Source organism: Amycolatopsis sp. cmx-4-61 (genome assembly GCF_046548775.1).
Taxonomy (GTDB): Bacteria; Actinomycetota; Actinomycetes; order Mycobacteriales; family Pseudonocardiaceae; genus Amycolatopsis.
The window spans coordinates 72,242-97,495 of record NZ_JAEBEI010000006.1; the positions used below are offsets into that span (position 1 = coordinate 72,242).

Here is a 25,254-nt window from a genome sequence, read left to right on the forward strand (position 1 = left end):
TGAGGCGAACCGCGCCAGCACCCCGACGTGCTAGTGCTCGGGCGGCCGCGCTTGGTTGGGCGAGGCCGCCCGACTGGTGTCGGCCAACTTATGCCGGGCGATCACACCCCGCAAGCAGTATCGGTAACGATTCAGCCCACCGCGCGTCGAATCGTGATTTTTCCCTGGTAGGAGCGGGGTTTCTACGGGCCCGCCGTCGGCGGCTTGAGGGCCAGCTTGGCCAGCAGTTCCCGGCCCTGTTCGGCCGAGCGCGGCTGGCACAGGACGTCGTAGCGGCCGGCGACGAGCTGGCTCGCCGAGGAGAAGTCCCGGTGGCGGCCCCGCGACATGCTGTACCCGATCGCGGCGAACATCAGCCCGGACAGCACCCCGAGCACGACCCCGGTCAGCACCTGCAACGCGAAGCCCTGGTTGACGAACAACCCCAGCAGCAGCCCCGCGAACAGGCCGAACCACGCGCCGGACACCGCGCCGGTGCCGAGCACGCGGCCCCAGGTGAGCCGCCCGATCACGCGCTCGACGAGCATCAGGTCGACGCCGACGATCGTGACGTCGCCGACGGCGAACTCGTTTTCGGCGAGGAAGTCGACCGCCTGCTGCGCCTCGCCGTAGGTCGCGTACGACCCGATCGGCCAGCCGGTCGGCGGGGTCGGCAGCCGCGGCAGGCCACCGGGCGCCCGCCCCCCGCCAAAGGGACTACTCACATCATCACCTGCGCACTCGTGGGTCCGGGCGTCCATCTTGTCAAGAACGCCCGGACCGTGCGAGCCGCTTAGCCCGAAAGGCCGGGCGGTCGATTGTCGACAGAGCGACAAACGGCTCAGGACCGGGACTTGTACTCCCGCAGCAGGCCGCGGCTGATGATCGTCTTCTGGATCTCGCTGGTGCCCTCGCCGATCAGCAGGAACGGCGCCTCGCGCATCAGCCGCTCGATCTCGTACTCCTTCGAGTACCCGTAACCGCCGTGGATGCGGAACGCGTCCTGCGTGACCTCGGCGCAATATTCGGAAGCGATCAGCTTCGCCATCCCGGCTTCGACGTCGTTGCGCGCGCCGGAGTCCTTGAGCCGGGCGGCGTTCACCATCATCAGGTGCGCCGCCTCGACCTTGGTCGCCATCTCGGCCAGCTTGAACGCCACGGCCTGGTGCTCGGCGATCGCCTTGCCGAACGTCTTGCGCTGCTGGGCGTACTCCACCGCCAGCTCGAACGCGCGGATCGCGATGCCGCAGGCGCGGGCGGCGACGTTCACGCGGCCGACCTCGACACCGTCCATCATGTACGCGAAGCCCTTGCCGGGCGCTTCGCCGAGGACCATGTCCGCGCCGATCTCGTAGCCGTCGAAGACCGCTTCGGTCGTGTCGACGCCCTTGTAGCCCATCTTGTCGATCTTGCCGGGGATGGTGAGGCCCGGCGCGACCTCACCGAAGCCCTCCGGCTTCTCGACCAGGAACGTGGTCAGGTTCTGGTGGGGCTTCTCCGCGCCTTCGTCGGTCTTGACCAGCAGCGCGATCAGGTTGGACGACCCGCCGTTCGTCAGCCACATCTTCGAGCCGTCGATGACGTAGTGAGCACCGTCGTCGGCACGCCTCGCCTTCGTCTTGATCGCGGCGACGTCCGACCCGAGGTCGGGCTCGGACATCGAAAACGAGCCGCGCACCTCGCCGGTGGCCATCCGCGGCAGGAAGTGCTGCTTCTGCGCCTCGGTGCCGTGGCGGGTGATCATGTGCGCCACGATGAAGTGGGTGTTGATCACGCCGGAGACGCTCATCCAGCCCCGCGCGATCTCCTCGACGACCAGCGCGTAGGTCAGCAGCGATTCGCCGAGCCCGCCGTACTCCTCCGGGATGGTGATCCCGAACAGGCCCATTTCCTTCATCCCCGCGACGATGTCGGCGGGGTAGGTGTCGGCGTGCTCGAGCTCCTGCGCGTGCGGGATGACCTCCTTGTCCACGAACTGGCGGACGGTCGCGAGGATCTCCGACTGCACGTCGGTCAGGCCGGCGGTCTGGGCGAGACGGGCCATCACGGCTCCCTTTCCGGAGTACGACGCCGCTCCCGGCGCTGGGTTACCGGTGAGTATGACCCGAAAGCCGCAACGCTGCTATGAGGGCGCTCACGCTCGGCCGCTCCGGCCCCGTAAAGTGCGACGGGAGGGGAGAGATCATGACTTATCCGCAGGACCCGAACAACCCGTACGGCCAGCAGCCGCCGTCGGGCGGCTACCAGCAGCCCGGCTACCAGCAGCCCGGTTACGGCCAGCCGGGTTACGGCCAGCAGTACCCGACCGGCGGGTATCCGCAGTACCCCGGCTACCCCGGCATGCCGGGCCCGCCGCGCGAAGGTTCGGGCCTCGCGGTCGGCGCGCTCGTCTGCTCGATCCTCGGCTTCGTCCTGTGCTTCCTGATCGGCATCGCGGGCATCATCATGGGCCACATCGCCCACGGCAAGGCCAAGCGCGGCGAAGCGGAAGGCCAGGGCGTCGCGCTCGCGGCGATCATCGTGGGGTACGGCGGGATCGCGCTCAACATCGCGTTCTTCGCGCTCGGGATCGCCCTCGGCTACCTCGGCTACGCGTGACCCGGGCGCCGGGGCGCCCCCCGTTTTCCACGCTACCGGCGACCACCGACAATTCCGTCGCGCCGGCGGCAGCCACGTCGGCCTCCCATCCGCACCGAGGGGACCCGTCATGACCGACCCGTCCGGGGACAAGGACCGCCCGGCCGCCGACCCGACCGCGGCGTACGAAACGCCGGCGGCCGGCCCCGCGCCGTACGAGCCGGAGAACTACGACCCGCCCTCGGCCGACGCCACGCTCGCCTCGGCACCGCCGTCGGACACCCCGGCCGCCGAACCGCCCGTCCCCGAAGCCGCGGCCACCGAAGTCCCGGACACCGAGGTCCAGGCCACCGAAGTCCCAGCCGCCGAAGTCCCGGCCGGCGGGGACGCGACCGTCGCCGCCGAGCAGCCGGGTCAGCTGCCGCCCGGGGCGTACGAAACGCCGGCGGCCTACATCCCCGGCACGCCGTACGCACCGCCGCCGCCCGGACAGCCGATCCCGCAGGCCTACCAGCAGCAGCCGTACCCGCCCGCCTACGGTCAGCCCTACGCGTCACCGGCGCCGTACGGGCAGCCGTACGGGCAGGCCTACGCGACGCCGCCGCGCAGCCAGGACAACGCACTGGCGATCGGCGCCCTCGTGTGCTCGATCCTGGGCTTCTGCTCCGGGATCACCGCGCTGGCCGGGATCGTCATGGGCCACATCGCGCTGAGCAAGACCAACCGCGGCGAAGGGGGCGGCCGCGGGCTGGCCACGGCCGCCGTGATCGTCGGCTACGTCGTGGTCGCGCTGTGGGTCGGGTTCTTCACCACCCTGATCATCCTGGGCACGAACGGCTACCTGGGCAGCTAGTCCGCCGACGGCAGCACCGCGTCGCCGGGGCTGCGCGGCGACGGCGTCGCGTGGCCGTTCACCTCCGGCTTCGCCTCGACCGACTCCGGCTGTGACTCCGACTGCAACTCCGGCTGCGGTTCGGGTGCGGCCGTCGGAGCCGGAGCGGCCGGCTTCGGTGTCTGCGCGTCGAGGAACCGCAGCAGCTCCACCGGGAACGGCAGCACGAGCGTCGAGTTCTTCTCCGACGACACCTGCACGACGGTCTCGAGCAGCCGCAGCTGCAACGCCGCCGGGGTGTCGGCCATCTGCGCGGCCGCCTGCGAGAGCTTGTACGACGCCTGCAGCTCACCGTCGGCGGAGATGACGCGCGCGCGCCGTTCCCGCTCCGCCTCGGCTTGGCGCGACATCGAGCGCTTCATCGCCTCCGGCAAGGCGACGTCCTTGATCTCGACGCGGTCGATGTGGATGCCCCAGTCCAGCGCCGGGCTGTCGATCATCAGCTCCAGGCCCTCGTTGAGGCGCTCGCGGTTGGAGAGCAGGTCGTCGAGGTCGCTCTTGCCGATGATCGAACGCAGCGACGTCTGCGCGACCTGGCCGACCGCCGACCGGTAGTCCTGCACGTTGACCGCCGCGACGACCGGGTCGATGACCTTGAAGTAGACGACGGCGTCGACGCGGACCGTGACGTTGTCGCGGGTGATGCCGTCCTGGGCGGGCACGGGCAGCGTCACGATCTGCATGTTGACCTTCTGCAGCCGGTCCGCGAACGGCATCAGCAGGGCCAGCCCGGGCTCCTGGACCCGCGACCGCACCCGCCCGAACCGGTAGACCAGTCCGCGTTCGTACTGCTTGACGACGCGCACGCTCGACGCGAGCCAGGCTCCACCCGCGATGACGACGGCGCTGAGGATCTCCACCAGCATGGCTGCCTCCGGGGGTCTTGGGTTACCCCTCGAAAACCCAGCGTACGCCCGCGACGACCATGACGAAACGCGCTGGACCCGGCGGCCAGACTGGGGTGGTGACCGATTTCCGCGTCCCGCCGCTGTTCGCTTCCCGCGCGCCGAAGGTGCTCGGGCCCGAGGCCGTTGCGTGGCTCGCCGCCCTGCCGGAACTCGCCGCGGAGTACGCCCGGAAGTGGGGCCTGAGTTTCGAGGGCGCGGCGATGCACGGCTACGTCGGCGTGGTGCAGCCCGCGCGGCTGCCCGACGGCACGCCGGTGGTGCTGAAGCTGGGCTGGCGGGACGCCGAATCCGCCGACGAACCACTCGCACTGTCCACATGGGCCGGTCGGGCTGCGGTGCTGCTGCTGGCTTCCGCGCCGGACGACGGCGTCCTGCTGCTCGAACGGCTCGACCCCGGGCGCACCCTCGACGACCTCCCGCTGCGCTCGGCGGTCCCGCTCATCGGCGGCCTGGCCCGACGCTTGGCCGTCCCGGCACCGGCGGCGCTGCGCCGGCACCTGCGGGCCGAGGCCGCGCGGCTGGCCGAGGAACTCCCCCGCCGCTGGGCCGAGCTCGGCGAGCCGTTCGACGAGCGGCTCGTCACCGACGCCGTCGCGATCTGCCGCGAACTCGGGCCGTCGGCGGGTGAACTGCTGGTGAACGAGGACCTGCACTTCCAGAACGTCCTCGCGGGCACCCGCGAGCCGTGGCTCGTCATCGACCCCAAGCCGCTGGCCGGCGACCTCGAGTGGGGTGTCATCCCGCTGCTCTGGAACCGCTTCACCGAGTCCACACTGGACGAACGGTTCGCGCTGATCGTCGCGTCGCAGGAGCTGGACGCGGCGAAGGCCCGCGCCTGGACGCTCGTGCGGGCGGTGCAGAACTGGATCTGGATGCTCGAGGAGTACGAAGCGACCGGTGACGACAGCGACGACCCGGCCTTTCTCACAGTGCCGGAAATCGCTGTCTGGGCAGCCAGCCGATAGTGTCAGCGGCATGGCCGGGGTCAACAGGGTTTTCGCAGCTCAGCTGTCCGGGTTGCCGGTTTTCGGCCCCGACGGCGAGTCGATCGGCCGGGTTCGCGACCTGGTCGCCGGGCTGCGGCTGGACGCGCAGCCACCGCGGATCCTCGGGCTGGTCGTCGAACTGAGTACCCGGCGGCGCGTCTTCGTCCCGATGCTGCGGGTCACCTCGATCGAGCCGACCGCCGTCACACTCGCCACCGGCTCGGTCAACATGCGCCAGTTCAACCAGCGGCCCAACGAGGTCCTGGTGCTCGGCCAGCTGCTCGACGCGCACGCCACGCTGGCCGGCTCGGGCACCCGGATCACCGTCGTCGACGCCGGCATGGAGCCGACCCGCACCCGCGACTGGTTCCTGGCCAAGCTCGCCATCCGCGAGCGGCGGCTCGGGCTGGGCCGCCGCCGTTCGACGATGCAGGTGCTGCCGTGGTCGGAGGTGGCCGGGCTGGGCCTGGCCGACCTCGCGCGCCAGCCCCAGGGCGCCGGGCAGCTGCTGATGCTGTTCGACACGATGCGCCCGGCCGACATCGCCGCGACCGTGCGCGACCTGCCGCTCAAGCGGCGGCACGAAATCGCCGACGCCATGGACGACGAGCGCCTCGCCGACGTCATCGAGGAACTGCCGGACGACGACCAGAAGGAACTGCTGGCCTACCTGGCCGAGGAGCGCGCCGCCGACGTCCTGGAGGCGATGAACCCCGACGACGCGGCCGACCTGCTGGCCGAGCTCGCCCCGGCCGAGCAGAGCCGGCTGCTGGAGCTGATGGAGCCGGAGGAGTCCGCACCGGTCAGGCGGCTGCTGGAGTACTCGTCGGACACCGCGGGCGGCCTGATGACCCCGGAGCCGGTGGTGCTGACCCCGGACACGACGATCGCCGAGGCGCTGGCCCACATCCGCAACGCCGAGCTGCCGCCGGCGCTGGCCAGCATGGTGTTCGTCTGCCGGCCGCCGACCGCGACGCCGACCGGGCGCTACGTCGGCGTCGTCCACTTCCAGCGTCTCCTGCGCGAGCCGCCGGCGGAACTGGTGGCCAGCGCCGTGGACACCGGGCTGCCGCCGCTGAAACCGGGGGCCCCGCTGGCCGAGGTCACGCGGTACTTCGCGGCCTACAACCTGACCTGCGGGCCGGTCGTCGACACCGAGGACCACCTGATCGGCGCGGTGACCGTCGACGACGTCCTCGACCACCTGCTGCCCGAGGACTGGCGCGAGACCGGTCTGCACGACACCTTGGAGGAAGACCGTGCCTGAGCTGACTTCGGGACGGCGGCTCGACCAGCCCCGCGGCCAGAACCGGTTCAGGCTGAACATCGACCCGGACACGTTCGGCAGGCTGTCCGAGCGGCTGGCCCGGTTCCTCGGCACCGGGAAGTACCTGTTCTGGCAGACCCTGATCGTCATCGTGTGGATCGTGCTGAACATCACGGCGGTCTCGCTGCAGTGGGACCCGTACCCGTTCATCCTGCTCAACCTGGCGTTTTCGACGCAGGCGGCGTACGCGGCGCCGCTGATCCTGCTGGCGCAGAACCGGCAGGACGACCGCGACCGCGTCTCCCTGGAGGAGGACCGGAACCGGGCGGCCCAGACGAAGGCCGACACGGAGTACCTGGCCAGGGAGCTGGCGGCGCTGCGGCTGGCGATCGGCGAGGTGGCCACGCGCGACTACCTCCGCAGCGAGCTCGACCGGCTGCGCGAGGACCTGGAGGTCAAGCCCAGGAAATCCCGGACCCCTACCAGTACGTAACATGGACGGGGTGACCAGCACCCAGCAGCTCCCCAGCGTCGACGACGTCCGCAGCGCGCTGAAGAGCGTGCAAGACCCGGAGATCCGGAAACCCATCACGGACCTGGGGATGGTTAAGGACGTGGCCGTCGGCGCCGACGGCGTCGTGACGGTCGGCATCTACCTGACGGTGGCGGGCTGCCCGCTGAAGGCGACGCTGACCAACGACACGCAGGCGGCCGTCTCGAAGCTCCCCGGCGTGACCGACGTGCGGGTCGAGCTGGACGTGATGAGCGACGAGCAGCGGTCGGAGCTGCGGAAGTCCCTGCGCGGCGACGCGGCGGAGCCGGTGATCCCGTTCGCGCAGCCGGGTTCGATGACCCGGGTGTACTGCGTGGCGTCGGGCAAGGGCGGCGTGGGCAAGTCGTCGGTGACGGTGAACCTGGCGGCGGCGATGGCCGCGCGCGGGCTGTCGGTGGGCGTGGTCGACGCGGACATCTACGGCCACTCGATCCCCCGCATGCTGGGCGCGCGCGAGAAGCCGACCAAGGTCGACACGATGATCATGCCGCCGCAGGCCCACGGCGTGAAGGTGATCTCGATCGGCATGTTCACCCCGGGCAACACCCCGGTGGTCTGGCGCGGCCCGATGCTGCACCGGGCGCTGCAGCAGTTCCTGGCCGACGTGTTCTGGGGCGACCTGGACATCCTGCTGCTGGACCTGCCCCCGGGCACGGGCGACATCGCGATTTCGGTCGCCCAGCTGATCCCCAACGCGGAGATCCTGGTGGTGACCACCCCCCAGCAGGCGGCGGCCGAGGTGGCGGAGCGGGCCGGGGCGATCGCCCTGCAGACGCGCCAGCGCGTGGCGGGGGTCATCGAGAACATGTCCTGGCTGGAGACGCCGTCCGGAGAGCGCATGGAGCTGTTCGGTTCCGGCGGCGGCCGGACGGTGGCCGATTCGCTGACGAAGTCGATCGGGTCGGAGGTCCCGCTGCTGGGCCAGGTCCCGATGGACCCCCGGATGGTGTCCCAGGGCGACGCGGGAACACCGCTGGTCCTGACCGATCCGGAGGCCCCGGCCTCGGTGGTGCTGAAGGAAGCGGCGAAGAAGCTGACGGTCCGGGCGCGCGGGCTGGCGGGGATGATGCTGAACGTGACCCCGGCGGGCCGCTGACCGGTCTTGGACTGTCCGCACTGGATGCAGTAGCCCACGAACATCCCGGCCGACGTGATCTTGAGGCAGGCCCGCCGGGCGGCGGGCGGCGTGGGCTGGTAGGTCCCGGCGGGTTGCTGGTTGCGGTCCCGGCTGATCGTCAAACCGGGCGGCCCAGCTCGGCAGGGCCGAGGCGAAGCGAGACTCCGGGCGGGCCCGGTCGGCGATCTGGCTCGGGTCTTCCAGACTCAAGAACCGCGCCGGCACCTCCGCCGACACTGCCTCTGCCCGGCCGCCTCGGCGCGCCAGCGTTCCGTCGTCCGGTAATTGACCCCACCCGCCGGCCGACGGCCAGAACAGCCGCCGTTTTTTGCGGGCCACCAGCCACCAAGACCCCCGGAAACTCCCCCACCCTCTCCGGGGGGCGTCCCCAGGTCCATTCTATCGAGACCCCCCGACGAAAAGGCCGAAACGGCCGCCGGCCGCCCCGCTTGTCCACATCACGGCCGCCCTGTGGACGGCCGTCCCTCGCGTCGGTAGCCGTAGTGGATCAAGCCCGGGTGGAGCTTCCCCACCTGGTCGTACAGCGCGCGAGCCGGTGCGTCTTCCAGCGTGTTCCAGTACAACCCCGGGTACCCCTGCTCCTCGGCGTCCCGCGCGACCCACTCGATCATCGCCCGCGCGACACCCCGCCGGCGGGCCCCGGCATCCACGAACAAGTCCGCCAGGTAGCACTTCCCCGCGTACCAGACACTCGCGTGGAACACGTAGTGCGCGAACCCCACCAGCTCAGCGTCCAGCCGGGCGCCGATCCCGCGGATCCGCTCGTCGTCGAACAGGCGCCGCCAGGTTCGTTCGTAGGCGTCGTCGCTGCGGGAGACGTCGAAGTGCGAATCCTTGCCGCGGGCCAGCACTTCCCAGCGGGCGCGGTCGGACTCGGTGAGGAAACCGATGTCGGCTATGTCGCGTCCGGGTCGATCGGCGGGCGCTCGCCCGGCTTGAGCGGCTCAGGCGCCGGCGCCGGCTGGGTCTGGCCGCCCGAGTAGCCGTTCGCCGGCGTGCTGCTGCCGTTCGTGATGCCCTTGAGGCCGAGCGGGTCGGCGTCACCGTCGAACAGGTGCTGCGTCACGACCCGCTTCGGGTCGAAGTTCCGCAGTCCGCGCAGGTCCTCCAGCGGCTTGCGCAGCTGGTCGAACTCCGGGCCCATCTCCTCGCGAAGCTGCTCCTTCGCGCCGGTCGCGAACTCGCGGACCTTGCGCACGCTCTTCGCCAGCCAGGACGCCGCCTCCGGCAGCCGTTCCGGGCCGAGGATGAACAGACCGGCGATGATGAGGACGAGGATTTCGCCCCACCCGACGCTGTCGAACACCAGTCAACCTCCGCAGAAGAACCTACCCGCCCAGGGTACCCGCCACCCGCCGCGCTCCGGCAGGCCGAACGCGGGAACTCAGTCGGAAGCCAGGGTTACGTCCACGACGAAGCTGGCGCCGTCGCGGGCCAGCTGCACCGGGACCACTTCGCCGACGTCGTGCGCGCGGACCGCAACCGTCAGCTCCGCGGAGTCGCGGACGAGCCGGTTGCCGATCTTCGTGATGACGTCGCCTTCCTTGATGCCCGCGTTCGCCGCCGGGCCGCCGGGCGCGACGTTCTTCACCTGGGCGCCCATCGTGGACGACCCGGCCACCGTCGACGACGCGTTGATGCCGATGTCGGCGTGGCGGACCTTGCCGTCCTTGATCAGCGCCTTCGCGATCTTGATCGCGTAGTCGCTCGGGATGGCGAAGCCGATGCCGATGCTGCCGCCGTCCGCGCCCGCCGAGCGGATCGACGAGTTGATCCCGACGAGCGCGCCGGTGGAGTCGACGAGCGCGCCGCCCGAGTTGCCGTGGTTGATGGCGGCGTCGGTCTGGATGGCTTCGTAGGTGACCGGCGGGGCGCCGTTGTCGCCGCCCGCGGTGATCGGCCGGTTCAGCGCGCTGACGATGCCGGCGGTCACCGAGTTCTGCAGCGCCAGCGGCGAGCCGATCGCCATCACGGTGTCGCCGACCTGCAGGTCCGCGGACCTGCCGACCTGCAGCACGGTCGGGTTGGTGACGTTGACCTTCACGACGGCGAGGTCGGTCTTCTGGTCGGCGCCGACCAGTCTGGCCTCGGTGCGGGTGCCGTCGATGAAGACGGCGGTGATCTTGACGCCCGGATCCGCGGCGGCGGAGGCGATGACGTGTTCGTTGGTGAGGATGTAGCCCTGCGGGTCGATCATGACGCCGGAGCCCTGCTCGCCGGATTCGGCACCGGGCTTGAAGACCTCGAGCGAGACGACGGCGGGCGCGACGCGCTTGGCGATTTCGGCGACGGACCCGGCGGGGCGTTCCTTGACGGCCTCGGCTTCGGCGATGGTCGCCGAGCCGGTGAGCTCGGTGCCGGTGTCGGCGACCCACCAGCCGACGAAACCGCCGGCGGCGCCGATGAGCAGCGCGACGACGCCGAGCAGGACGAGCGCCTTCGGCTGCACGCGCCGCCCGAAGAGCACCTCGGGCAGGCTGAGCAGCGCACCGGGCGGCCGTTTGGCGGGCTTTTCCTCGTCTTCGGCGGCCACGGCGGGCCCGGCGAGCACGGCGGCGGCGCCGGGATCACGCCAGGGATCGCGGGTGCCGGTCCACAGGGGCGGCTCGGTTTCGGGCACGTCACCGGTGGCTTCACGCGGCCGTTCGAGCAGGACGCCCTCGGCACCGGGCGGCCGCCGGAAGGCCTCGGCGAGCGACTCGGGCGGCGGCGGGGCGAGGTTGACGCCGTTGGATTTCTGCGGGGAGTAGAGCTTGTCGAACGCCCCGTCGACCCCCTGCGGCCTGCCGAACACGGCGGCCTGCGCCGGATCGACGGCGGGCCGCGCGAGCGGCCGCGGGCCCAGCCGGTCGGCATCACGCGCGCCGGGCTGCTCGGGATTCACGTTCGGCTCGGTCATCATTCCCCGGTGCAGAAGATCAGGTGGCTGGGCGTGACGATACCCAAGCCCAGTGCTCCGAGTCTGCCGGTCCAGGGGTGAAGTGGCTGTTTCTTGGACCGCTCATCCACAGCCCGGCCGTGATGTGGACAAAACGGCGTCCAGGGGCTTTGAGCGGCGGTTTTCGTCGGGGGGTGGCGATAGGCTGGACATGGGCACGCCCCCCTAGGGAGGGCGGGGGCTGCGCTGCGGGGCTGTCGTTTCGTGTGGGCTGCTGGACTTTGCTTGATCTGCCACCCCGAAGCCTGATTGTGACTACGGACGGTGGTACCGCGTCCAAGGCGGGAAAGCGTGCCTTGACCCGGCACCACCGTCCGTGTTCTCGGCTTCGTATCGGGGTGGGCGGGGAGGTCTGGGTGGGGACGCCCGTCGTGCCTCAGCGTGCCGTTCACGCTCTGGAAAGGCACTGGCTTTGCCCAGGGCGGGGCTGCATCGGACCACCTGCGGGCAGCGCTGCCGCGAGGATCAGACCACCGAGCGGCTCCGGACACACCGAAGGCCGCCGCGAACGGGATTCGCAGCGGCCTTCAAACCTTCGCTCAGCGGATGCCCGCGGGGACCGCCACCGGTGTCGTGCGCGCCGGTGTCGAAACCGGTGCCACCGGCTGCTGGGGCACCGCCATCTGGGCCGGCAGGAGGTTCGCCGGCTGGGGCGTGCCGCCGCCCGTCTCAGGGGCTCCGTCGCCGTCCGCCGAGGTTCCCACCAAGGCCAATGCGCTCAGCACCAGGCCCGACACGACCACGCCCGCCCCCTGTGCGGCGCGGCGCTTGAACCGGCCGCCGCCGAGGACGTTCGGGGACTGGCCCAGCGGGGCCGATGAGCCCAACGGCGCCACACCACCCAGCACGCCCGAATCGCGCAGGCCCGCGACCCGTTCGGGGCGCTGGACCGCGACCAGCTGACCGTCCGCCGTGATCGCCAGGTTGTCCGGGGTGCTCGGCAGCTCCGTGTGCTGCGGGATCGACTGGAGGCTCGCCAGGAACCCGGCCGACATCGACGGCGCGCCCGCGCGGCGGATCGCCTCGACCGTCTGGCGCTGCGCCTGGACCTCGGCCGCGCACGCCGGGCAGCGGGTGATGTGCGACGCCGCGCGGTCGCGTGCGCCGTGGGAAAGCTCGCCGTCGACGAACGCCACCACTACGTCCGGCAGCAGGTGCGACTCGGGAAGTGCCCAGCCTCGCGGTGCGGTCATACCGTCACCTTCGCAGACTGCGGTGCGTGAGCGCGACGACGCTCGAGCGACGCGCGCAGCGCCTGGCGCCCGCGGTGGATGCGGCTGCGGACCGTGCCCAGCTTGACGTTCAGCGTCGCGCCGATCTCCTCGTACGACAGGCCTTCGACGTCGCACAGCACCACCGCGGCGCGGAACTCCGGGGGCAGCTCGTCGAGCGCCGCCTGCAGGTCCGGGTCCAGGTGGGTGTCCGAGTAGACCTGCTCGGGGCTGGGGTCGTCGCCCACGATGCGGTCGGTGTCCTCGGGCAGGCCTTCCATCCGCACGCGCGAGCGGCGGCGGGCCATGTCCAGGAACAGGTTGGTGGTGATCCGGTGCAGCCAGCCCTCGAACGTGCCGGGCTTGTAGGACGCCAGCGAGCGGAAGACCCGGATGAAGGTCTCCTGCGTGAGGTCCTCGGCGTCGTGGGTGTTGCCGGTCAGGCGGTAGGCGAGCCGGTAGACCCGGTCGCCGTGTTCACGGACGACCTCGTCCCAGGACGGCGGCGTCCAGGCCACCTCGTCCAGGGTCACCGGCTCGGCCCCGGTGTCAGCAACGGCGTTCTGCATCGCGGGAGCAGGCACCTCCATCAGCGTTTCTCCTGTCTGCTCCACCCAACGCGGGCCCTCGGCACGGTGTTCCCGTGTGTTCGGATTTCAGTCTCTCGGGGTTCCTTATGGTTCTAGTGAGACTGGACTGAGAGCAGCCTGAGAACTTCTTCCCGGGTGCTTACCCGGGAGCCTGCGCGGATTTATCGACAACCAACGCTAACCTCCGTGCGTGAACACGCCCACCCCTGCGGCCGCACCGGCCGATTCCGGGTTCGTCGACGGGTACCTGCCCGACGACGAGGTGCTGTCTTCGGCGCGGGCGCGGGCCGAGGACCTGGGCTGCACCCCGCTCAGCGCGGGTGCGGGCGCGACGCTGCGCTTCCTGGCCGCGACGCTGTGCGCGAAGGCCGTCGTCGAGGTCGGCACGGGCGCGGGCGTGAGCGGGCTGAGCCTGCTGCGCGGCATGGCGCCCGACGGCGTCCTGACCTCGATCGACGTCGAGCCGGAGTACCAGCGGGCGGCCCGCGCGACGTTCCGCGAGGCGGGCTTCGCACCCGGCCGGACGCGCCTGATCATCGGCCGTGCCCTCGACGTGCTGCAGCGGCTCACCCCCGGCGGCTACGACCTGGTGTTCGTCGATTCGGCGCACATCGAGTACCCCGGCTGCTACGAGCTGGGCGTGTCGCTGCTGCGGCGCGGCGGGATCATCGCGTTCCACAACGTGCTGGCGGGCGGCCGGGTGATCGACCCCGCCCACCGTGATCCGGAGACGCTGGCGCTGCGCGAGGTGGCGCGGGCGTTCCGGGAGGACGAACGGCTGGTCCCGGCGCTGCTCCCGGTGGGCGGCGGACTGCTGGTCGGCGCGGCTACCTGACCGGCCTCAGGCCACCTCGGCCAGCTCACGCCGTTCGCCACGGACCCGCGTTCCGACCCCCACCGCCGCCACCGCCAGCAGCAGCCACACCGTCACCGCGGCGATCAGCCACGGCCAGCCCGCGTGCCCGTACACCCACGCCCCGGCGGCCCCGCCGACGCTGCTGCCCAGGTAGTACGTCGCCGTGTACGTGCCGCCCACCTGGCCGCGGGCGCTTTCCGGGGCGTCGGCCGCCGCCCAGCCGTTCGCCACCGCGTGGGCCGCGAAGAACGCGCACGTCAGCACCAAGAACCCGGCGATCACCAGCGGCAGCGAGTCCGGCAGCGTCAGCGCCGCGCCGGCCGCGGTCAGCAGCAGCGCTCCGATCAGTGCCCGGCGGCGGCCCACCCGGGCCACCAGCCGTCCGGCCGCCGCCGAGGACACCGAGCCCGTTGCGTACGCCAGGAACACCAGCGACGCGATCGCCGGCGACAGGCCCAGCGGCTCGCCGGTCAGGCGGAACCCCGCAGCGTTGTAGAGGGCGACGAACGAGCCCATCGCCAGCAGCGCCACCGCGTACTGCGCCAGCAGCACCGGCTTGCTCAGCGCCGTCACCAACCCCCGCGTGACGTCCTGCAGCCGCGCGTTGCCCGACGGGCGGGTGCCCGGTGGCAGCGTCACGACCGTCACCGCCGAGCACACCGCGCCCACCAGAGCCACGATCAGCAGCGCGCCGCGCCAGCCGAGCGGACCGGCCGTGAACCCGCTGGCCAGCCGGCCGAGCATGCCGCCGACCGTGTTGCCCGCGATCATCGCCCCGACCGCGGCCGCGACGCCGGCTCGGCCGAGGCGTTCGGCCAGGTAAGCCGCGGCCACGCCGGGGAAGCCGGCGATCGCGACGCCCTGCAGCGCGCGCAGGACGAGCAGCGCCGGGTACGTCGGCATCAACGGCAGCAACAGGCCGAACACGACCGACGCGATGACCGACGTCAGGATCACCGGACGGCGGCCGACCACTTCGGACAGCGCCGCGATGGGCAGGACCGCGATGGCGAGCGCGCCGGTCGCGACGCTGATCGCCAAAGCCGCGCCGCCGGGATCCAGGTGGTACTGCGCGGCGAGCTGCGGCAACACCGGCTGCGGCGCGTAGAGCAGCGCGAAGGAGGAGATCCCGGCCGCGGCGACGGCGGTCTTGACTCGGCGGGTGGAGGTCACCTCCCGAAAGTAAGCAGACCTAACCAATACGTCCAATGCACCTGCCTGGCAGGATTGATGCGGTGACGTATGACTCGCTGTCCGCCCAGGTCGCGCCGCACTTGCCGCTGCTCGCCGCGCTGCGGGAGACGAGGAACGTCACACGAGCGGCCGAACTGCTCGGCGTGCCGCAGCCGACCGTGAGCCGGCGGCTGGCGGCGTTGGCGGACGTGCTGGGTGCGCCGCTGACGGTCCCGGACGGCCGCGGCATCCGGCTGACGCGCGCGGCGGAACTGCTGGCCGAGGCGGCCGAGCGGGGGCTGGCGGCGCTGGAGACCGGCGTCCGGCTGGCGCGCGAGGAGGTGTCGCCGGAGTCGGGGCACGTCGTGCTGGGGTTCCTGCACCTGCTCGGGCGGTCACTGGTGCCTTCGCTGCTGCGCGGGTACCGGGCGCGGTACCCGCGGGTGCGGTTTACGCTGGTCCAGGGCTCACGGCAGGAGATGGTCGACCGGCTGGCGGGCGGCGAGCTGGACCTGGCACTGGTGGCGCCGCTGCCGGACGTCCCGGCGCTGGCCTGCGCGGGCTTGGTGGACGAGGAGATCCTGCTGTCGGTGCCGGCCGGCCACCGCTTGGCGGGCCGGCAGTCGGTGCGGGTGGCGGAGCTGGCTTCGGAGGAGTTCGTGCTGCTCGAGCAGGGGTACGGCGTCCGGACGCTGACGGACGAGCTCTGCGCGGCGGCGGGCTTCACACCGCGGATCGCGTTCGAGGGTCAGGAGTCGGACACGGTGCGCGGCCTGGTGGCGGCGGGGCTGGGGGTGGCGCTGTTGCCGCGGTTCGGCCCGGGCAGCCCGGCGGGGGTGGCGGAGGTGCCGCTCTCGCCGCGGCCGTACCGGACGATCGGGCTGGTGTGGCGGGCGGAGGAACCGATGACGCCGGCGGTGACAGGGTTCCGGGATCACGTGCTGGCGACGGCCTGACCACCGCCTCTTCTCCGGGAGGGAATCCGGCGAAGCCCTGTTGTGCGGTCCTTCCACCCCGAAGCCGGATTGTGACTACGGACGGTGGTACCGCGTCAAGGCGGGAAAGCGTGCCTTGACCCGGCACCACCGTCCGTGTTTCTGGCTTCGTATCGGGGTGGGCGGGGAGGTCTGGGCGGGACGCCAGTCAGGCTTCAGCGCGCCGGTCACGCATGAAAGGCCTCAGAAAGGGCGCCCCGCGGCCTTTCCCAGCCCCCGCCCTCTCCGGGGGGCGTCCCCGGTTCCATTCTATCGGCTCCCACCGACAAAACCGTCTTGACCAGCGACTTGTCCACAGCCCAGCCCGACTGTGGACAACGCCGTCAGGCCAGGGAAGCCGCCAGCTCCACCAGCGTCCGGGCCGCGAAGCCCGTTGCTCCCGGGACCACTTCCTCGTAGTTCTTCTCCGACCTCGCCGGGCCCGCGATGTCCAGGTGCGCCCACGGCAAGCCGGCCGTGAACTCCCTCAAGAACAACGCCGCCGTTATGCCTCCCGGGCCGCTGGGGGTCTGGCGGACGTCGCCGAACTCGCCGCGGACGTTCTCCGCGTAGTCCTCCACCAGCGGCATCCGCCACCACGCCTCGCCCACCCGGGCGCCCGCCGCGCTCACCAGGGACGCCAGTGTGTCGTCCGAGGCGAACAGGCCGCCCGTGCGCAGGCCCAGTGACACCTTCATCGCGCCCGTCAGGGTGGCCGCGTCCACCACGTAGTCCGGGGCGAACCGCTTGATCCCGTAGACCAGCGCGTCCGCCAGGACCATCCGGCCCTCCGCGTCCGTGTTGCCCACCTCGGTCGTCTTGCCGCCGTAGTGGCGGACGATGTCGCCCGGGCGGTAGGACGAGCCCGACACGTGGTTCTCCGCGCACGGCACCAGCGCCGTCACGCGGACCGCCGGCCCCAGGGCCGCGATGCCGCGGATCGCCGCGATCACCGCCGCGCCGCCCGCCATGTCCGTGCGCATCAGGTGCATGCCGTCGGCCGGCTTGATCGACAGGCCGCCCGTGTCGAACGTGATGCCCTTGCCGACCAGCAGCAGGTGCCGGGAAGCGCCCGCCGGCTTGTACGCCAGCTCGACTAGCCGCGGCGGCCGCGCGGAACCGCCGCCGACGGCCAGGACACCGCCGAAGCCCTCCGCCGCCAGCCACTTCTCGTCCCGCACCGTCACCTCGACGCGCGGACCGGCCACGCGGGCTGCCGTGTCGGCCAGCCACGCCGGCGTCTTCACGTTGGACGGCGTGTTCGCGAGGTCGCGCGTCAGCGCCGTCGCCGCGGCCAGCACCGAAGCCCGCTCCACCAGCGACGGCAGCGCGGGGTCGTGGCCGGCCAACCGCACCGTCCGGACCGACGGCGACGGGTCCTCACCGGTCACCTTGAACCGGTAGCCGCCCAGCAGCAGCCCCAGCACGAGCTCGGTGACGTGCTCGGGCGACGCCTCCTCGGGCAGCTCCAGCTGGACCGCGCGGAACGCCTTGCCGCCGTGCGCCACGTCGCCCGCCAGCGCCGCGTTCACCGCCCGGACCAGCGCCGCGCCCGTCCTGCGGTACTCCTTCGGCTCGCCGCCGCCGAGACCCGCGACCCAGCGGGGCCCGCCGCCGGGCACCGTCTGGACGTCGCCCGCCTTGCCGGTGATCCGGACGCCCTCGATCTCCAAGGGCTCGACGTCATCGTTGTTGGGATCACTGTCGGGCGCGGCCACCAGCCGGGCTGTCGGGACGCCGCGGCGGAGCTCCGCAGCGACCTCGATGTCGAGGAGAGTAGCCGGAACGGGCGGTAGCGGATTACGCACAGTGAGCAACCTTCGGGCGCTGAGGAACCGCAACCCCGGCCTCCGAAGGGAGACCGGGGTGCGACGGAAGGAGAGTTCGGGAAGGCAGGCTCAGCCGGTGACCTCCGCCAGTGCGGCGCCGAGGTCCTTCGCTTCTTCCGCGGAGAGTTCGACGACGAGTCGCCCACCACCCTCGAGCGGTACGCGCATCACGAGGCCCCGCCCCTCCTTAGTCACTTCGAGGGGACCATCTCCGGTCCGGGGCTTCATGGCCGCCATAGCGTGCTCCCTCCGTCTCAACCGGCGCGCCCGGGTCGCGCTCGCGTGAAAGCCAGCCGGGTCTGCTGTCCATTGTCCCTCATCAGCGGCCGGGCGCATCAGCGGAGGGGATCTTTTGCCGCCGTATCGGTGCTGGTATGCGGCCCGCGCGAGGTGAAAGACTCTCGGCCGACCGAAGTTTTCCGCGCAAGGAGAAGACGTGACCACATCCGACGTCCTGTTGACCGCCGACGCCGACGGGGTGCGCACCCTCACCCTCAACCGGCCGCAGGCGTACAACTCGCTGACCGTGGAGCTGAAGGAAGCACTGCTCGCGGCGCTGCGCGAGGCGTCCGGCGACGAAGCCGTCCGCGCGGTCGTGCTGACCGGTTCCGGCAAGGCGTTCTGCGCCGGGCAGGACCTGAAGGAGCACGTCGGGCTGCTGCAAGCGGGTGACCCCGCCCCGCTACAGACCGTGAAGGAGCACTACAACCCCATCGTCAAGGCGATCGTGTCGATGGAGAAGCCGGTGATCGCGGCGGTCAACGGCACCGCCGCCGGCGCCGGGGCCGCCTTCGCCTACGCCAGCGACCTGCGGATCGCCGCCGAATCGTCGTCGTTCCTGATGGCCTTCGCCAACGTCGGGCTCGGCCCGGACTCGGGGGCGTCGTGGACGCTGCAGCGGCTGGTCGGGTACGGACGCGCCGCCGAGCTGATGCTGCTGGCCCGGAGCGTCGACGCGGCCGAGGCGCTGCGGCTCGGCCTGGTCGGCGAGGTCGTGCCGGACGGGGAGCTCGCGGCCCGCGCCCAGCAGGTCGCGGCGAAGCTCGCGGCCGGGCCGACTGTCGCCTACGCGAAGATCAAGGGCGTGCTCAACCTCGCCGCGCAGTCGACGTTCGAGGAGGCCCTCGACGCCGAGGACGCGGCCCAGACGGCGCTCGGCGCAACCGCCGACCACACCGAGGCCGTCGAGGCCTTCGTCAGCAAGCGCAAGCCGTCCTTCCAGGGCAGGTGACGTCCGGCTGCTTCCGGGCTCAGCCCGCCCGGAAGCAGCCGGCGACGTGGTCGTCGACCATGCCGGTGGCCTGCATCAGGGCGTAGCAGGTCGTCGGGCCGAGGAAGACGAAGCCGCGCTTCTTCAGCTCCTTCGCCATCGCCTTGGACTCGTCGGTGATGGCCGGGACGTCGGCCATGGTCGCCGGGCGCGGGTGCGAAGCGGGCGCGAACGACCACAACAGGTCGTCCAGCGGCGTGTCCAGGGACGCGATCGCCTGGGCGTTCTTGATCGCCGCCAGGATCTTCGCCCGGTTCCGCACGATCGAAGCGTCCTGCATCAGCCGCTCGACGTCGGCCTCGCCGAACTTCGCCACCTTCGCCGGCTTGAACTGCTTGAACGCCTTCCGGAAGCCTTCGCGCTTGCGCAGGATCGTGATCCACGACAGGCCCGACTGGAACGACTCGAGGCAGAGCCGCTCGTACAGCTCGTCCTGCCCGTGCAGCGGCGTGCCCCACTCCTTGTCGTGGTACTCCGCGTAGTCCGGGGTCGAATTGCCCCAGCTGCACCGCGCGACGCCGTCGGCGCCGACCAGCTCACTCATCCCCACCCACCGAATAGTCCTCCGCGAACCGCGCGAACCGCCGCAGCGACTGGCGCACCCCCAGCGCGAACGCCGGCCGCACGACCGGCCAGCCGAGCCTGCCCAGCGGCCCGAACGGCAGCCGCAGGTGCTCGGCCCAGACGAACGTCGAGCGCGCCGCGCCCTTCGGCACCACCTGGAAGGTGCCGGTGCCCTGCACGAAGCTGCCCAGGTGCCGGACCGCGCACCGCACCGGCGGCTCCCAGCTGGTGATCTCCATGGTGTCGGTGAAGCCGAGGCCGGCCACGCCGGTGAACGCCGAGAGCCGCGAGCCGACGCTGCGGCCGTTGCCCTCGACCACCTCGACCTCGGTGCCGAGCATCCACTCGCCCTGGCGCGCCCAGTCGGTCAGCGCGAGCCAGGTCGTGCCCGCCGGCGCGCGGACGTCGACCGAGAGGACCAGGTCCGTCACGGGGACGCCTCGGGCGAGCTCTCCGGCTCGCGTTCGCGCTGCTCCAGCTCGGCGACGCGGGCACGCAGCCCGTCGATCTCGACGCCGAGCCGCCGCACCACCCAGTCCACTTCGGACATCTTGTAGCCGCGGAACACCAGCTGGAACCGGACGTCGGCCAGGTCCTCGCCGGTGATGTCCTCGGCGGGCAGCCGCGTGGGCGAGCTGCCCGGCGGCAGCGGGGCGAGCTCCTCACCCCGGCCGAACACCACCGCGGCGAGCAGGAACACCACGGCCGCCACCAGCAGCATGACTACGAGGTAGATCAGCGCGGTCGTCACGCGACGATCGTGGCATACCCACCCCAGGATCGTCTCGCGAGCACGACGAGCCGGACGGAAAGTGCCACCCAAGCGAGCATGAGGAGCACGCACGGGACGCTGAGGAACAGCCTGGAGACGTCGACGACGCCGGTCGCGCCGATCAGCAGCCCGACGGAGGCGAGGTTGACGCCGACGGCGAAGGCGATCAGCACCCCGCAGAGCCGGGACAGCCGGACGCCGTCGAGGCGGCGGCTCAGCCAGCGCGTGCCGAGCAGCGCGAGCACGCCGACCACCGGCACGACGAACACCGCGCCGTGGGAGGCGTGCGCGACGACCTTGTACCACCCGGGGGTCGGCGTCGACAGCTTCGTCCAGTCGCCGAAGGTGAGGATCCGCGCGTAGTCCCACAGGATCTGCATCGCCGGGACCCCGATGACGAGCTTCCACAGCGTGCGGACGCCGCTGAGCATGCCCAGTTCGGCCTGGTAGCCGCGGGCGACGACGGCGGCCGGGCCGAAGTCGGCGACGGCGCGGCGCTCGGCCTCTTCGCCGGGCCACCCGCCGGCGCGGTAGGCGTCGGCGGCGTCGTGGAGGCCGTCGCGGGCCTCCGCCAGCAGGTCGGCCTTGAACCGGCCGCAGCCGTGCAGCCGCCGGTCGAGGTCGGCCAGGTATTCGTCGATCATGCTTCCAGCACTCCCCCGATGACGGCGGTGAACTCCCGCCACTCCGCGCGTTCGGCGGCCAGTGCCTGCTGGCCGGAGCGGGTGAGCCGGTAGGTGCGCCGCTTCCGGCCGGACACCGTGTCCCATTCGCTGGCCAGCCAGCCGGCCCGCTCGAGCCGGCGCAGCGCGGGGTAGACCGTGCCGGTCGGCAGGTCGAGCGCGCCGTCGCTGCGCAGCTGGAGCGCCTCGATGATCGCGTAGCCGTGCAGTTTCCGGCCGTCGAGCACGGCCAGCAGCAACGCGTCGAGGTGGCCGCGCAGGGTGTCCGCCTTCATGGGTACGCAGTCTACACATCGGCTCGCTACATGTAGGCAGACTATGTGTAGCCTGTCTACATGAACGCTCTCCCGGTCGCGAGACTCCAGTTCGCGACGACGACTTCGTTCCACTTCCTATTCGTGCTGCTCACGCTGGGGTTGGTCACGCTGGTGGCCGTGATGCAGACGCGCTGGACGCTCGGGGGCAAGCCCGAACTCCTGCGGATGACGCGGTTCTGGGGCCGCCTGTACGTGATCAACTACGCGCTCGGGATCGCCACCGGGATCGTGATGGAGTTCCAGTTCGGGCTGACCTGGACCGGGCTTTCCGCCTTCGCCGGCGACGTCTTCGGCGCGCCGCTGGCCATCGAGACGCTGGTCGCGTTCTTCCTCGAGTCGACCTTCCTCGGCCTGTGGATCTTCGGTTTCGACCGCATGCCCAAGGGGCTGCACCTGGCGCTGATCTGGCTGGTCACGCTCACGGCGTACGCGTCGGCGCTGTTCATCATGGTGGCCAACTCGTTCCTGCAGAACCCGGTCGGCAGCCACGTCGAGAACGGCACGCTGCGCCTGGACGACTTCGGTGCGCTGTTTTCGAACCCGGCGCTGGTCGCGTCCCTGCCGCACGTCCTCAGCGCTGCGCTGGTGACCGGCGGGTTCTTCGTCGTCGGCGTCAGCGCGTGGCACTTCGTCAAGCGCACCGCCGAGGTCGAGTTCTTCCGCCGGTCGATGCGGATCGGCGTGGTGGCCTCGCTCGCCGGCTCGATCTTCGTGGTCAACCAGGGCTTCGCGCAGTTCGGCCGGCTCAAGACCTACCAGCCGGACAAGCTGGACGAGAGCGTCGTCGGGATGCCGCTGGGCGCCATGATCGGGCTCGGGTTCCTGATGTTCGCCTGTGCGCTCGTCGGCACGCTGCTGCTGTTCCGGAACTGGGTCACGAAGGCGCGGTTCCTGCACTACCTGATGGTCGCGGCGATCCCGCTGCCGTTCCTCGCGGCGATCATGGGCTGGCTGGTGCGCGAACTCGGCCGCCAGCCGTGGCTGGTCTGGGGGAAGCTGCGCACCGCCGACGCCGTCGCGGGCGTCCCCGCCGGCCAGATCCTGTTCTCCTTCATCGCCTTCACACTGCTGTTCGCCGCGCTCGCGGTGGCCGACTGGGTGCTCATGGCGCGTGTCGCCAAGCGCGGCCCGGACCCGGTCGAAGCGCCCGCCGAACGGCCCGTCCTGAGCGGAGTCTGACCGATGACGACCTTCTGGTGGTCCGTGCTGGGCCTGCTGACCTGCGGGTACTTCGCGCTGGCGGGGTACGACTACGGCGTCGGCATGCTCCTGCCCGGGTTCGAGGCCGGCGAGCGGCGGCGACGCCAGACGCTCGGCGCGCTCGGGCCGTTCTTCCTGGCCAACGAGGTGTGGCTGGTGGCGGCCGTCGGCCTGCTGTTCGGGGCGTTCCCGCACCTGGAGGGCAAGGTGTTCGCCGGGGCGTACGTCCCGGTCGTGACGCTGCTGCTGGGCCTGGTGACGTTCACGGCGTCGATGCAGCTGCGCAGCCGCCGCCCGGACGCCCGCCGCGGCGCCTGGACGGCGGGCATCGTCGGCGGCGCGCTGGTGACGGCGCTGTCGTGGGGCCTGTTCCTCGGCAACCTGGTCATCGGGCTGCCGCCGGTCGACGACGTGTTCGCGCTCTTCAACCCCTACGCGGTGCTGTGGGCGCTCGGGTTCGTCGCGGTGTTCTGCCTGCAGGGTGCGGTGTTCCTGGCCGTGCGGGCGCCGGCCGAGCTGACCGGCCGCGCGGTCCGGCTGGCCCGCGCGTTCTCGGCCCCGGTGCTGGCTTTCCTCGTGATCGCCTCGGGCTGGGGTTACTTCGCGCTCGACGACGCTTCGGTGTTCGGCGCGGTGGTGGCGGCGCTGGCCTTCGCGGCGTTCGCCGTCACTCGCCTCGGGCTGGCGGGGCGGCGGTACCGGGTCGCGCTCGTGGGGTCGATGGTGCTTTCGGCGTGCCCGGCGCTGCTCGCCGGGACGCTGCGGTTCCCGACCGTGCTGGTTTCTTCGGGATATGCCTTGCCGCTCGGCCAGGCGGCGGCCGCGCCGGAGACGTTCGCGGTGCTGGCCTGGTTCACCCCGCCGTCGCTGCTGGTGCTGCTGGTGGTGCAGTGGCTGACCTGGCGTGCGCACCGCCGTCCCCTCGACCAGCACTCGCTGCTGCACTTCTAGGGGGACGCCGTGCCTGCTCTGCCCGGACTCCGGCGGTACCTGGCCGGTTTGGCTCTGCTCGGGGTGCTGACCGCGTTGTCGGTGCTTCTCCAGGCCGAAGGTCTGGCCACCCTGCTGACCGGTGGCGGCCTCTCGGTGGTGCTGGTCGCGGCCGTGGCCGCACGGTTCCTGCTTTCCTGGGGTCACGGCGTCCTGAGTGGACGGGTCGCGGCGTCGGCCCGCGCGTTCCTGCGCCGGCGGCTGCTTTCGTCCACTTCGGACCGTGCGGGCGTCGTCGCCACGCAGGTCACACGCGGGGTCGACGCGACGGACAGCTACCTCACCGGGTACCTGCCTGCTCTGGTCGTGTCGGTGGTGGTGCCGGTCGCGGTGATCGTGCGGCTGTTCGCGACGGATCTCGCCTCGGCGCTGGTCGTGGTCGTGACCTTGCCGCTGATCCCGGTGTTCGCGATCCTGATCGGGAAGCACGCGCAGGCGTCGGCCCAGTGGGAGCTGCTGACCAAGCTGGGCGGGCACTTCCTGGACGTCGTCCGCGGGCTGGGGACGCTGAAGGTGTTCGGCCGGGCGGCGGAGCAGGCGGCGACGGTGCGGTCGATGGCCTCGGCCCACGCGGACGCGACCATGAAGACGCTGCGGGTGGCGTTCCTGTCGGCGCTGGTGCTGGAGCTGGTGGCGACGTTGTCCGTGGCCCTGGTCGCGGTGCCGATCGGCTTCCGGTTGCTTTCGGGCGGCCTGGCGGCACGACCGGCGTTGCTGATCCTGCTGCTGACGCCCGAGGCGTACCTGCCCCTGCGGGCGGCGGGCGCGAAGTTCCACGCGGCGGCGGAGGGACTGACGGCGCTGCGGGAGGCGCTTTCGGTGCCGGTGGTTGCGGCGGCGTCCGGGGCCCGGTGTCGTCGGCGGGGTGCCCCTTCTCTCGTCCTGGAGCGGGTTTCGGTTTCCTACGACGGAGTTCCCGCCTTGTCCGAAGTGGACCTTTCGGTGCCTGCCGGGTCACGGGTGGCTCTGGTGGGGCCGAGCGGGTCGGGCAAGAGCACGGTGCTGGCGGTGCTGATGGGTTTCGTGACGCCTTCTTCGGGACGGGTCCTGGTGGACGGGGTGGACCTGCGTTCACTGTCTACGGCGGACTGGCTGGCCGACGTGGCGTGGGTACCGCAGCGGCCGACGTTGTTCCGGGGCACGCTTGCGTCGAACATCGCCTTGGGTGCCTCGGCCGACGTTCCCGCGGCGGCCCGAGCGGCGGCGCTGGACGCGGTGGCCGCGGGGTTGCCCGACGGGCTCGACACGCCGGTCGGCGAACTGGGCGAGGTGCTGTCGGCGGGCCAGCGGCAGCGGGTCGGTTTGGCCCGCGCGTTGGCGCGCACTTCGGCGGGCCTGGTGTTGCTCGACGAACCGACGGCCCGGCTCGATTCCCGCACGGAGTCCGCGGTGCTGTCGGCGACGCGGCGGCTGCTGCCGGACCGGACGGCGGTTCTGGTGGCCCACCGGCCGGCGATGGTGGCGCTGGCGGACCGGGTGATCGAGCTGCGGGACGGCCGGGTTTGTACGGGAGTGAGGGTGTGATGTCAAATCCGGTATCCACAGGGGCGGAGTTGTCCACAGATCGCCGAGCGGCCCTTGTTTCCG

Annotated in this window: 28 protein-coding genes; 12 read left to right on the forward strand and 16 right to left on the reverse strand. The window is 71.6% G+C overall.

Features of this window, described 5'->3' with window-relative positions; translation table 11 throughout:
- Positions 1–182: 182 nt before the first annotated feature.
- Positions 183–704, reverse strand: coding sequence for a general stress protein (locus ACLJOU_RS19270; RefSeq protein WP_410569026.1), 522 nt, complete (start codon positions 702–704; stop codon positions 183–185).
- Between the two features lie 116 nt (positions 705–820).
- Positions 821–2,023 (reverse strand): acyl-CoA dehydrogenase family protein, encoded by a 1,203-nt coding sequence (locus ACLJOU_RS19275; protein ID WP_410569027.1) that lies wholly within the window; start codon positions 2,021–2,023, stop codon positions 821–823.
- A gap of 140 nt (positions 2,024–2,163) precedes the next feature.
- Between ACLJOU_RS19275 and ACLJOU_RS19280 the strand changes: the two genes are divergently transcribed.
- Together ACLJOU_RS19280 and ACLJOU_RS19285 are read left to right on the forward strand one after the other, a co-directional pair.
- Positions 2,164–2,577 carry a DUF4190 domain-containing protein gene (locus tag ACLJOU_RS19280; RefSeq protein WP_410569028.1) on the forward strand — a complete coding sequence of 138 codons (414 nt, stop codon included), beginning with the start codon at positions 2,164–2,166 and terminating at the stop codon, positions 2,575–2,577.
- Between the two features lie 109 nt (positions 2,578–2,686).
- On the forward strand, positions 2,687–3,409 hold the full coding sequence (locus ACLJOU_RS19285) for a DUF4190 domain-containing protein (protein ID WP_410569029.1): 723 nt from the start codon (positions 2,687–2,689) through the stop codon (positions 3,407–3,409).
- Here ACLJOU_RS19285 and ACLJOU_RS19290 read toward each other — a convergent pair.
- A complete protein-coding gene (locus tag ACLJOU_RS19290) occupies positions 3,406–4,314 on the reverse strand; it encodes an SPFH domain-containing protein (protein WP_410569030.1) in 909 nt (302 codons plus the stop codon). The genes ACLJOU_RS19285 and ACLJOU_RS19290 overlap by 4 nt on opposite strands.
- Positions 4,315–4,373: 59 nt before the next feature.
- Between ACLJOU_RS19290 and ACLJOU_RS19295 the strand changes: the two genes are divergently transcribed.
- The 4 genes from ACLJOU_RS19295 to ACLJOU_RS19310 are packed head-to-tail and all read left to right on the forward strand — an operon-like array spanning position 4,374 to position 8,258.
- Positions 4,374–5,321: an aminoglycoside phosphotransferase family protein gene (locus ACLJOU_RS19295; RefSeq protein WP_410569031.1), complete on the forward strand. Its 948-nt coding sequence runs from the start codon at positions 4,374–4,376 to the stop codon at positions 5,319–5,321.
- Positions 5,322–5,331: 10 nt separating this feature from the next.
- Positions 5,332–6,609: a magnesium transporter MgtE N-terminal domain-containing protein gene (locus ACLJOU_RS19300; protein ID WP_410569032.1), complete on the forward strand. Its 1,278-nt coding sequence runs from the start codon at positions 5,332–5,334 to the stop codon at positions 6,607–6,609.
- Positions 6,602–7,102 carry a DUF1003 domain-containing protein gene (locus tag ACLJOU_RS19305; RefSeq protein ID WP_410569033.1) on the forward strand — a complete coding sequence of 167 codons (501 nt, stop codon included), beginning with the start codon at positions 6,602–6,604 and terminating at the stop codon, positions 7,100–7,102. Before ACLJOU_RS19300 ends, ACLJOU_RS19305 begins: the two co-directional genes overlap by 8 nt.
- Before the next feature lie 10 nt (positions 7,103–7,112).
- Positions 7,113–8,258 (forward strand): Mrp/NBP35 family ATP-binding protein, encoded by a 1,146-nt coding sequence (locus ACLJOU_RS19310; protein ID WP_410569034.1) that lies wholly within the window; start codon positions 7,113–7,115, stop codon positions 8,256–8,258.
- Between the two features lie 479 nt (positions 8,259–8,737).
- Here the strand turns inward: ACLJOU_RS19310 and ACLJOU_RS19315 are convergent, their stop codons facing one another.
- From ACLJOU_RS19315 to sigE, 5 genes are all read right to left on the reverse strand, one after another.
- On the reverse strand, positions 8,738–9,151 hold the full coding sequence (locus ACLJOU_RS19315) for a GNAT family N-acetyltransferase (RefSeq protein WP_410569035.1): 414 nt from the start codon (positions 9,149–9,151) through the stop codon (positions 8,738–8,740).
- 44 nt (positions 9,152–9,195) lie between these two features.
- Entirely contained in the window at positions 9,196–9,606 is a 411-nt protein-coding gene (gene tatB, locus ACLJOU_RS19320; RefSeq protein WP_410569036.1) for a Sec-independent protein translocase protein TatB, read from the reverse strand.
- A gap of 78 nt (positions 9,607–9,684) precedes the next feature.
- Positions 9,685–11,202: a S1C family serine protease gene (locus tag ACLJOU_RS19325; protein ID WP_410569037.1), complete on the reverse strand. Its 1,518-nt coding sequence runs from the start codon at positions 11,200–11,202 to the stop codon at positions 9,685–9,687.
- Between the two features lie 575 nt (positions 11,203–11,777).
- Positions 11,778–12,431 carry an anti-sigma factor family protein gene (locus ACLJOU_RS19330; protein WP_410569038.1) on the reverse strand — a complete coding sequence of 218 codons (654 nt, stop codon included), beginning with the start codon at positions 12,429–12,431 and terminating at the stop codon, positions 11,778–11,780.
- Complete coding sequence (sigE, locus tag ACLJOU_RS19335; protein WP_410569039.1) at positions 12,428–13,039, reverse strand: RNA polymerase sigma factor SigE; 612 nt, start codon at positions 13,037–13,039, stop codon at positions 12,428–12,430. The genes ACLJOU_RS19330 and sigE overlap by 4 nt, the downstream gene beginning before the upstream one ends.
- Before the next feature lie 190 nt (positions 13,040–13,229).
- Between sigE and ACLJOU_RS19340 the strand changes: the two genes are divergently transcribed.
- The gene (locus tag ACLJOU_RS19340) at positions 13,230–13,874 is read left to right on the forward strand and encodes an O-methyltransferase (RefSeq protein ID WP_308670016.1); all 645 of its coding nucleotides are present in this window, start codon (positions 13,230–13,232) and stop codon (positions 13,872–13,874) included.
- 6 nt (positions 13,875–13,880) lie between these two features.
- Here the strand turns inward: ACLJOU_RS19340 and ACLJOU_RS19345 are convergent, their stop codons facing one another.
- Entirely contained in the window at positions 13,881–15,068 is a 1,188-nt protein-coding gene (locus ACLJOU_RS19345; protein WP_410569040.1) for an MFS transporter, read from the reverse strand.
- Between the two features lie 62 nt (positions 15,069–15,130).
- Here ACLJOU_RS19345 and ACLJOU_RS19350 point away from each other — a divergent pair, with 62 nt between their 5' ends.
- On the forward strand, positions 15,131–16,024 hold the full coding sequence (locus ACLJOU_RS19350; RefSeq protein WP_410569041.1) for a LysR family transcriptional regulator: 894 nt from the start codon (positions 15,131–15,133) through the stop codon (positions 16,022–16,024).
- Between the two features lie 362 nt (positions 16,025–16,386).
- Here ACLJOU_RS19350 and ACLJOU_RS19355 read toward each other — a convergent pair whose 3' ends face one another.
- Positions 16,387–17,850: a leucyl aminopeptidase family protein gene (locus ACLJOU_RS19355; RefSeq protein ID WP_410569042.1), complete on the reverse strand. Its 1,464-nt coding sequence runs from the start codon at positions 17,848–17,850 to the stop codon at positions 16,387–16,389.
- Positions 17,851–17,940: 90 nt separating this feature from the next.
- Positions 17,941–18,108 (reverse strand): DUF3117 domain-containing protein, encoded by a 168-nt coding sequence (locus ACLJOU_RS19360; RefSeq protein ID WP_013222969.1) that lies wholly within the window; start codon positions 18,106–18,108, stop codon positions 17,941–17,943.
- Positions 18,109–18,307: 199 nt separating this feature from the next.
- On the opposite strand from ACLJOU_RS19360, the gene ACLJOU_RS19365 reads away from it, so the two are divergent.
- Positions 18,308–19,102 carry an enoyl-CoA hydratase-related protein gene (locus ACLJOU_RS19365; protein WP_410569043.1) on the forward strand — a complete coding sequence of 265 codons (795 nt, stop codon included), beginning with the start codon at positions 18,308–18,310 and terminating at the stop codon, positions 19,100–19,102.
- A gap of 19 nt (positions 19,103–19,121) precedes the next feature.
- Here the strand turns inward: ACLJOU_RS19365 and ACLJOU_RS19370 are convergent, their stop codons facing one another.
- From ACLJOU_RS19370 to ACLJOU_RS19390, 5 genes are read right to left on the reverse strand one after another with little or no spacing between them, the layout of a single operon-like run.
- Positions 19,122–19,685 carry a DNA-3-methyladenine glycosylase I gene (locus tag ACLJOU_RS19370; protein ID WP_410569044.1) on the reverse strand — a complete coding sequence of 188 codons (564 nt, stop codon included), beginning with the start codon at positions 19,683–19,685 and terminating at the stop codon, positions 19,122–19,124.
- Complete coding sequence (locus ACLJOU_RS19375) at positions 19,678–20,136, reverse strand: SRPBCC family protein (RefSeq protein WP_410569045.1); 459 nt, start codon at positions 20,134–20,136, stop codon at positions 19,678–19,680. Before ACLJOU_RS19375 ends, ACLJOU_RS19370 begins: the two co-directional genes overlap by 8 nt.
- Entirely contained in the window at positions 20,133–20,456 is a 324-nt protein-coding gene (locus tag ACLJOU_RS19380; protein ID WP_410569046.1) for a DivIVA domain-containing protein, read from the reverse strand. The genes ACLJOU_RS19375 and ACLJOU_RS19380 overlap by 4 nt, the downstream gene beginning before the upstream one ends.
- The gene (locus ACLJOU_RS19385; RefSeq protein WP_410569047.1) at positions 20,453–21,121 is read right to left on the reverse strand and encodes a permease prefix domain 1-containing protein; all 669 of its coding nucleotides are present in this window, start codon (positions 21,119–21,121) and stop codon (positions 20,453–20,455) included. Before ACLJOU_RS19385 ends, ACLJOU_RS19380 begins: the two co-directional genes overlap by 4 nt.
- Entirely contained in the window at positions 21,118–21,435 is a 318-nt protein-coding gene (locus ACLJOU_RS19390; RefSeq protein WP_410569048.1) for a helix-turn-helix transcriptional regulator, read from the reverse strand. Before ACLJOU_RS19390 ends, ACLJOU_RS19385 begins: the two co-directional genes overlap by 4 nt.
- A gap of 60 nt (positions 21,436–21,495) precedes the next feature.
- Between ACLJOU_RS19390 and ACLJOU_RS19395 the strand changes: the two genes are divergently transcribed.
- From ACLJOU_RS19395 to cydD, 3 genes are read left to right on the forward strand one after another with little or no spacing between them, the layout of a single operon-like run.
- Complete coding sequence (locus ACLJOU_RS19395; protein ID WP_410569049.1) at positions 21,496–22,656, forward strand: cytochrome ubiquinol oxidase subunit I; 1,161 nt, start codon at positions 21,496–21,498, stop codon at positions 22,654–22,656.
- A gap of 3 nt (positions 22,657–22,659) precedes the next feature.
- Positions 22,660–23,628: a cytochrome d ubiquinol oxidase subunit II gene (locus ACLJOU_RS19400; RefSeq protein ID WP_410569050.1), complete on the forward strand. Its 969-nt coding sequence runs from the start codon at positions 22,660–22,662 to the stop codon at positions 23,626–23,628.
- Between the two features lie 9 nt (positions 23,629–23,637).
- On the forward strand, positions 23,638–25,191 hold the full coding sequence (gene cydD / locus ACLJOU_RS19405; protein ID WP_410569051.1) for a thiol reductant ABC exporter subunit CydD: 1,554 nt from the start codon (positions 23,638–23,640) through the stop codon (positions 25,189–25,191).
- Positions 25,192–25,254 lie beyond the last annotated feature (63 nt).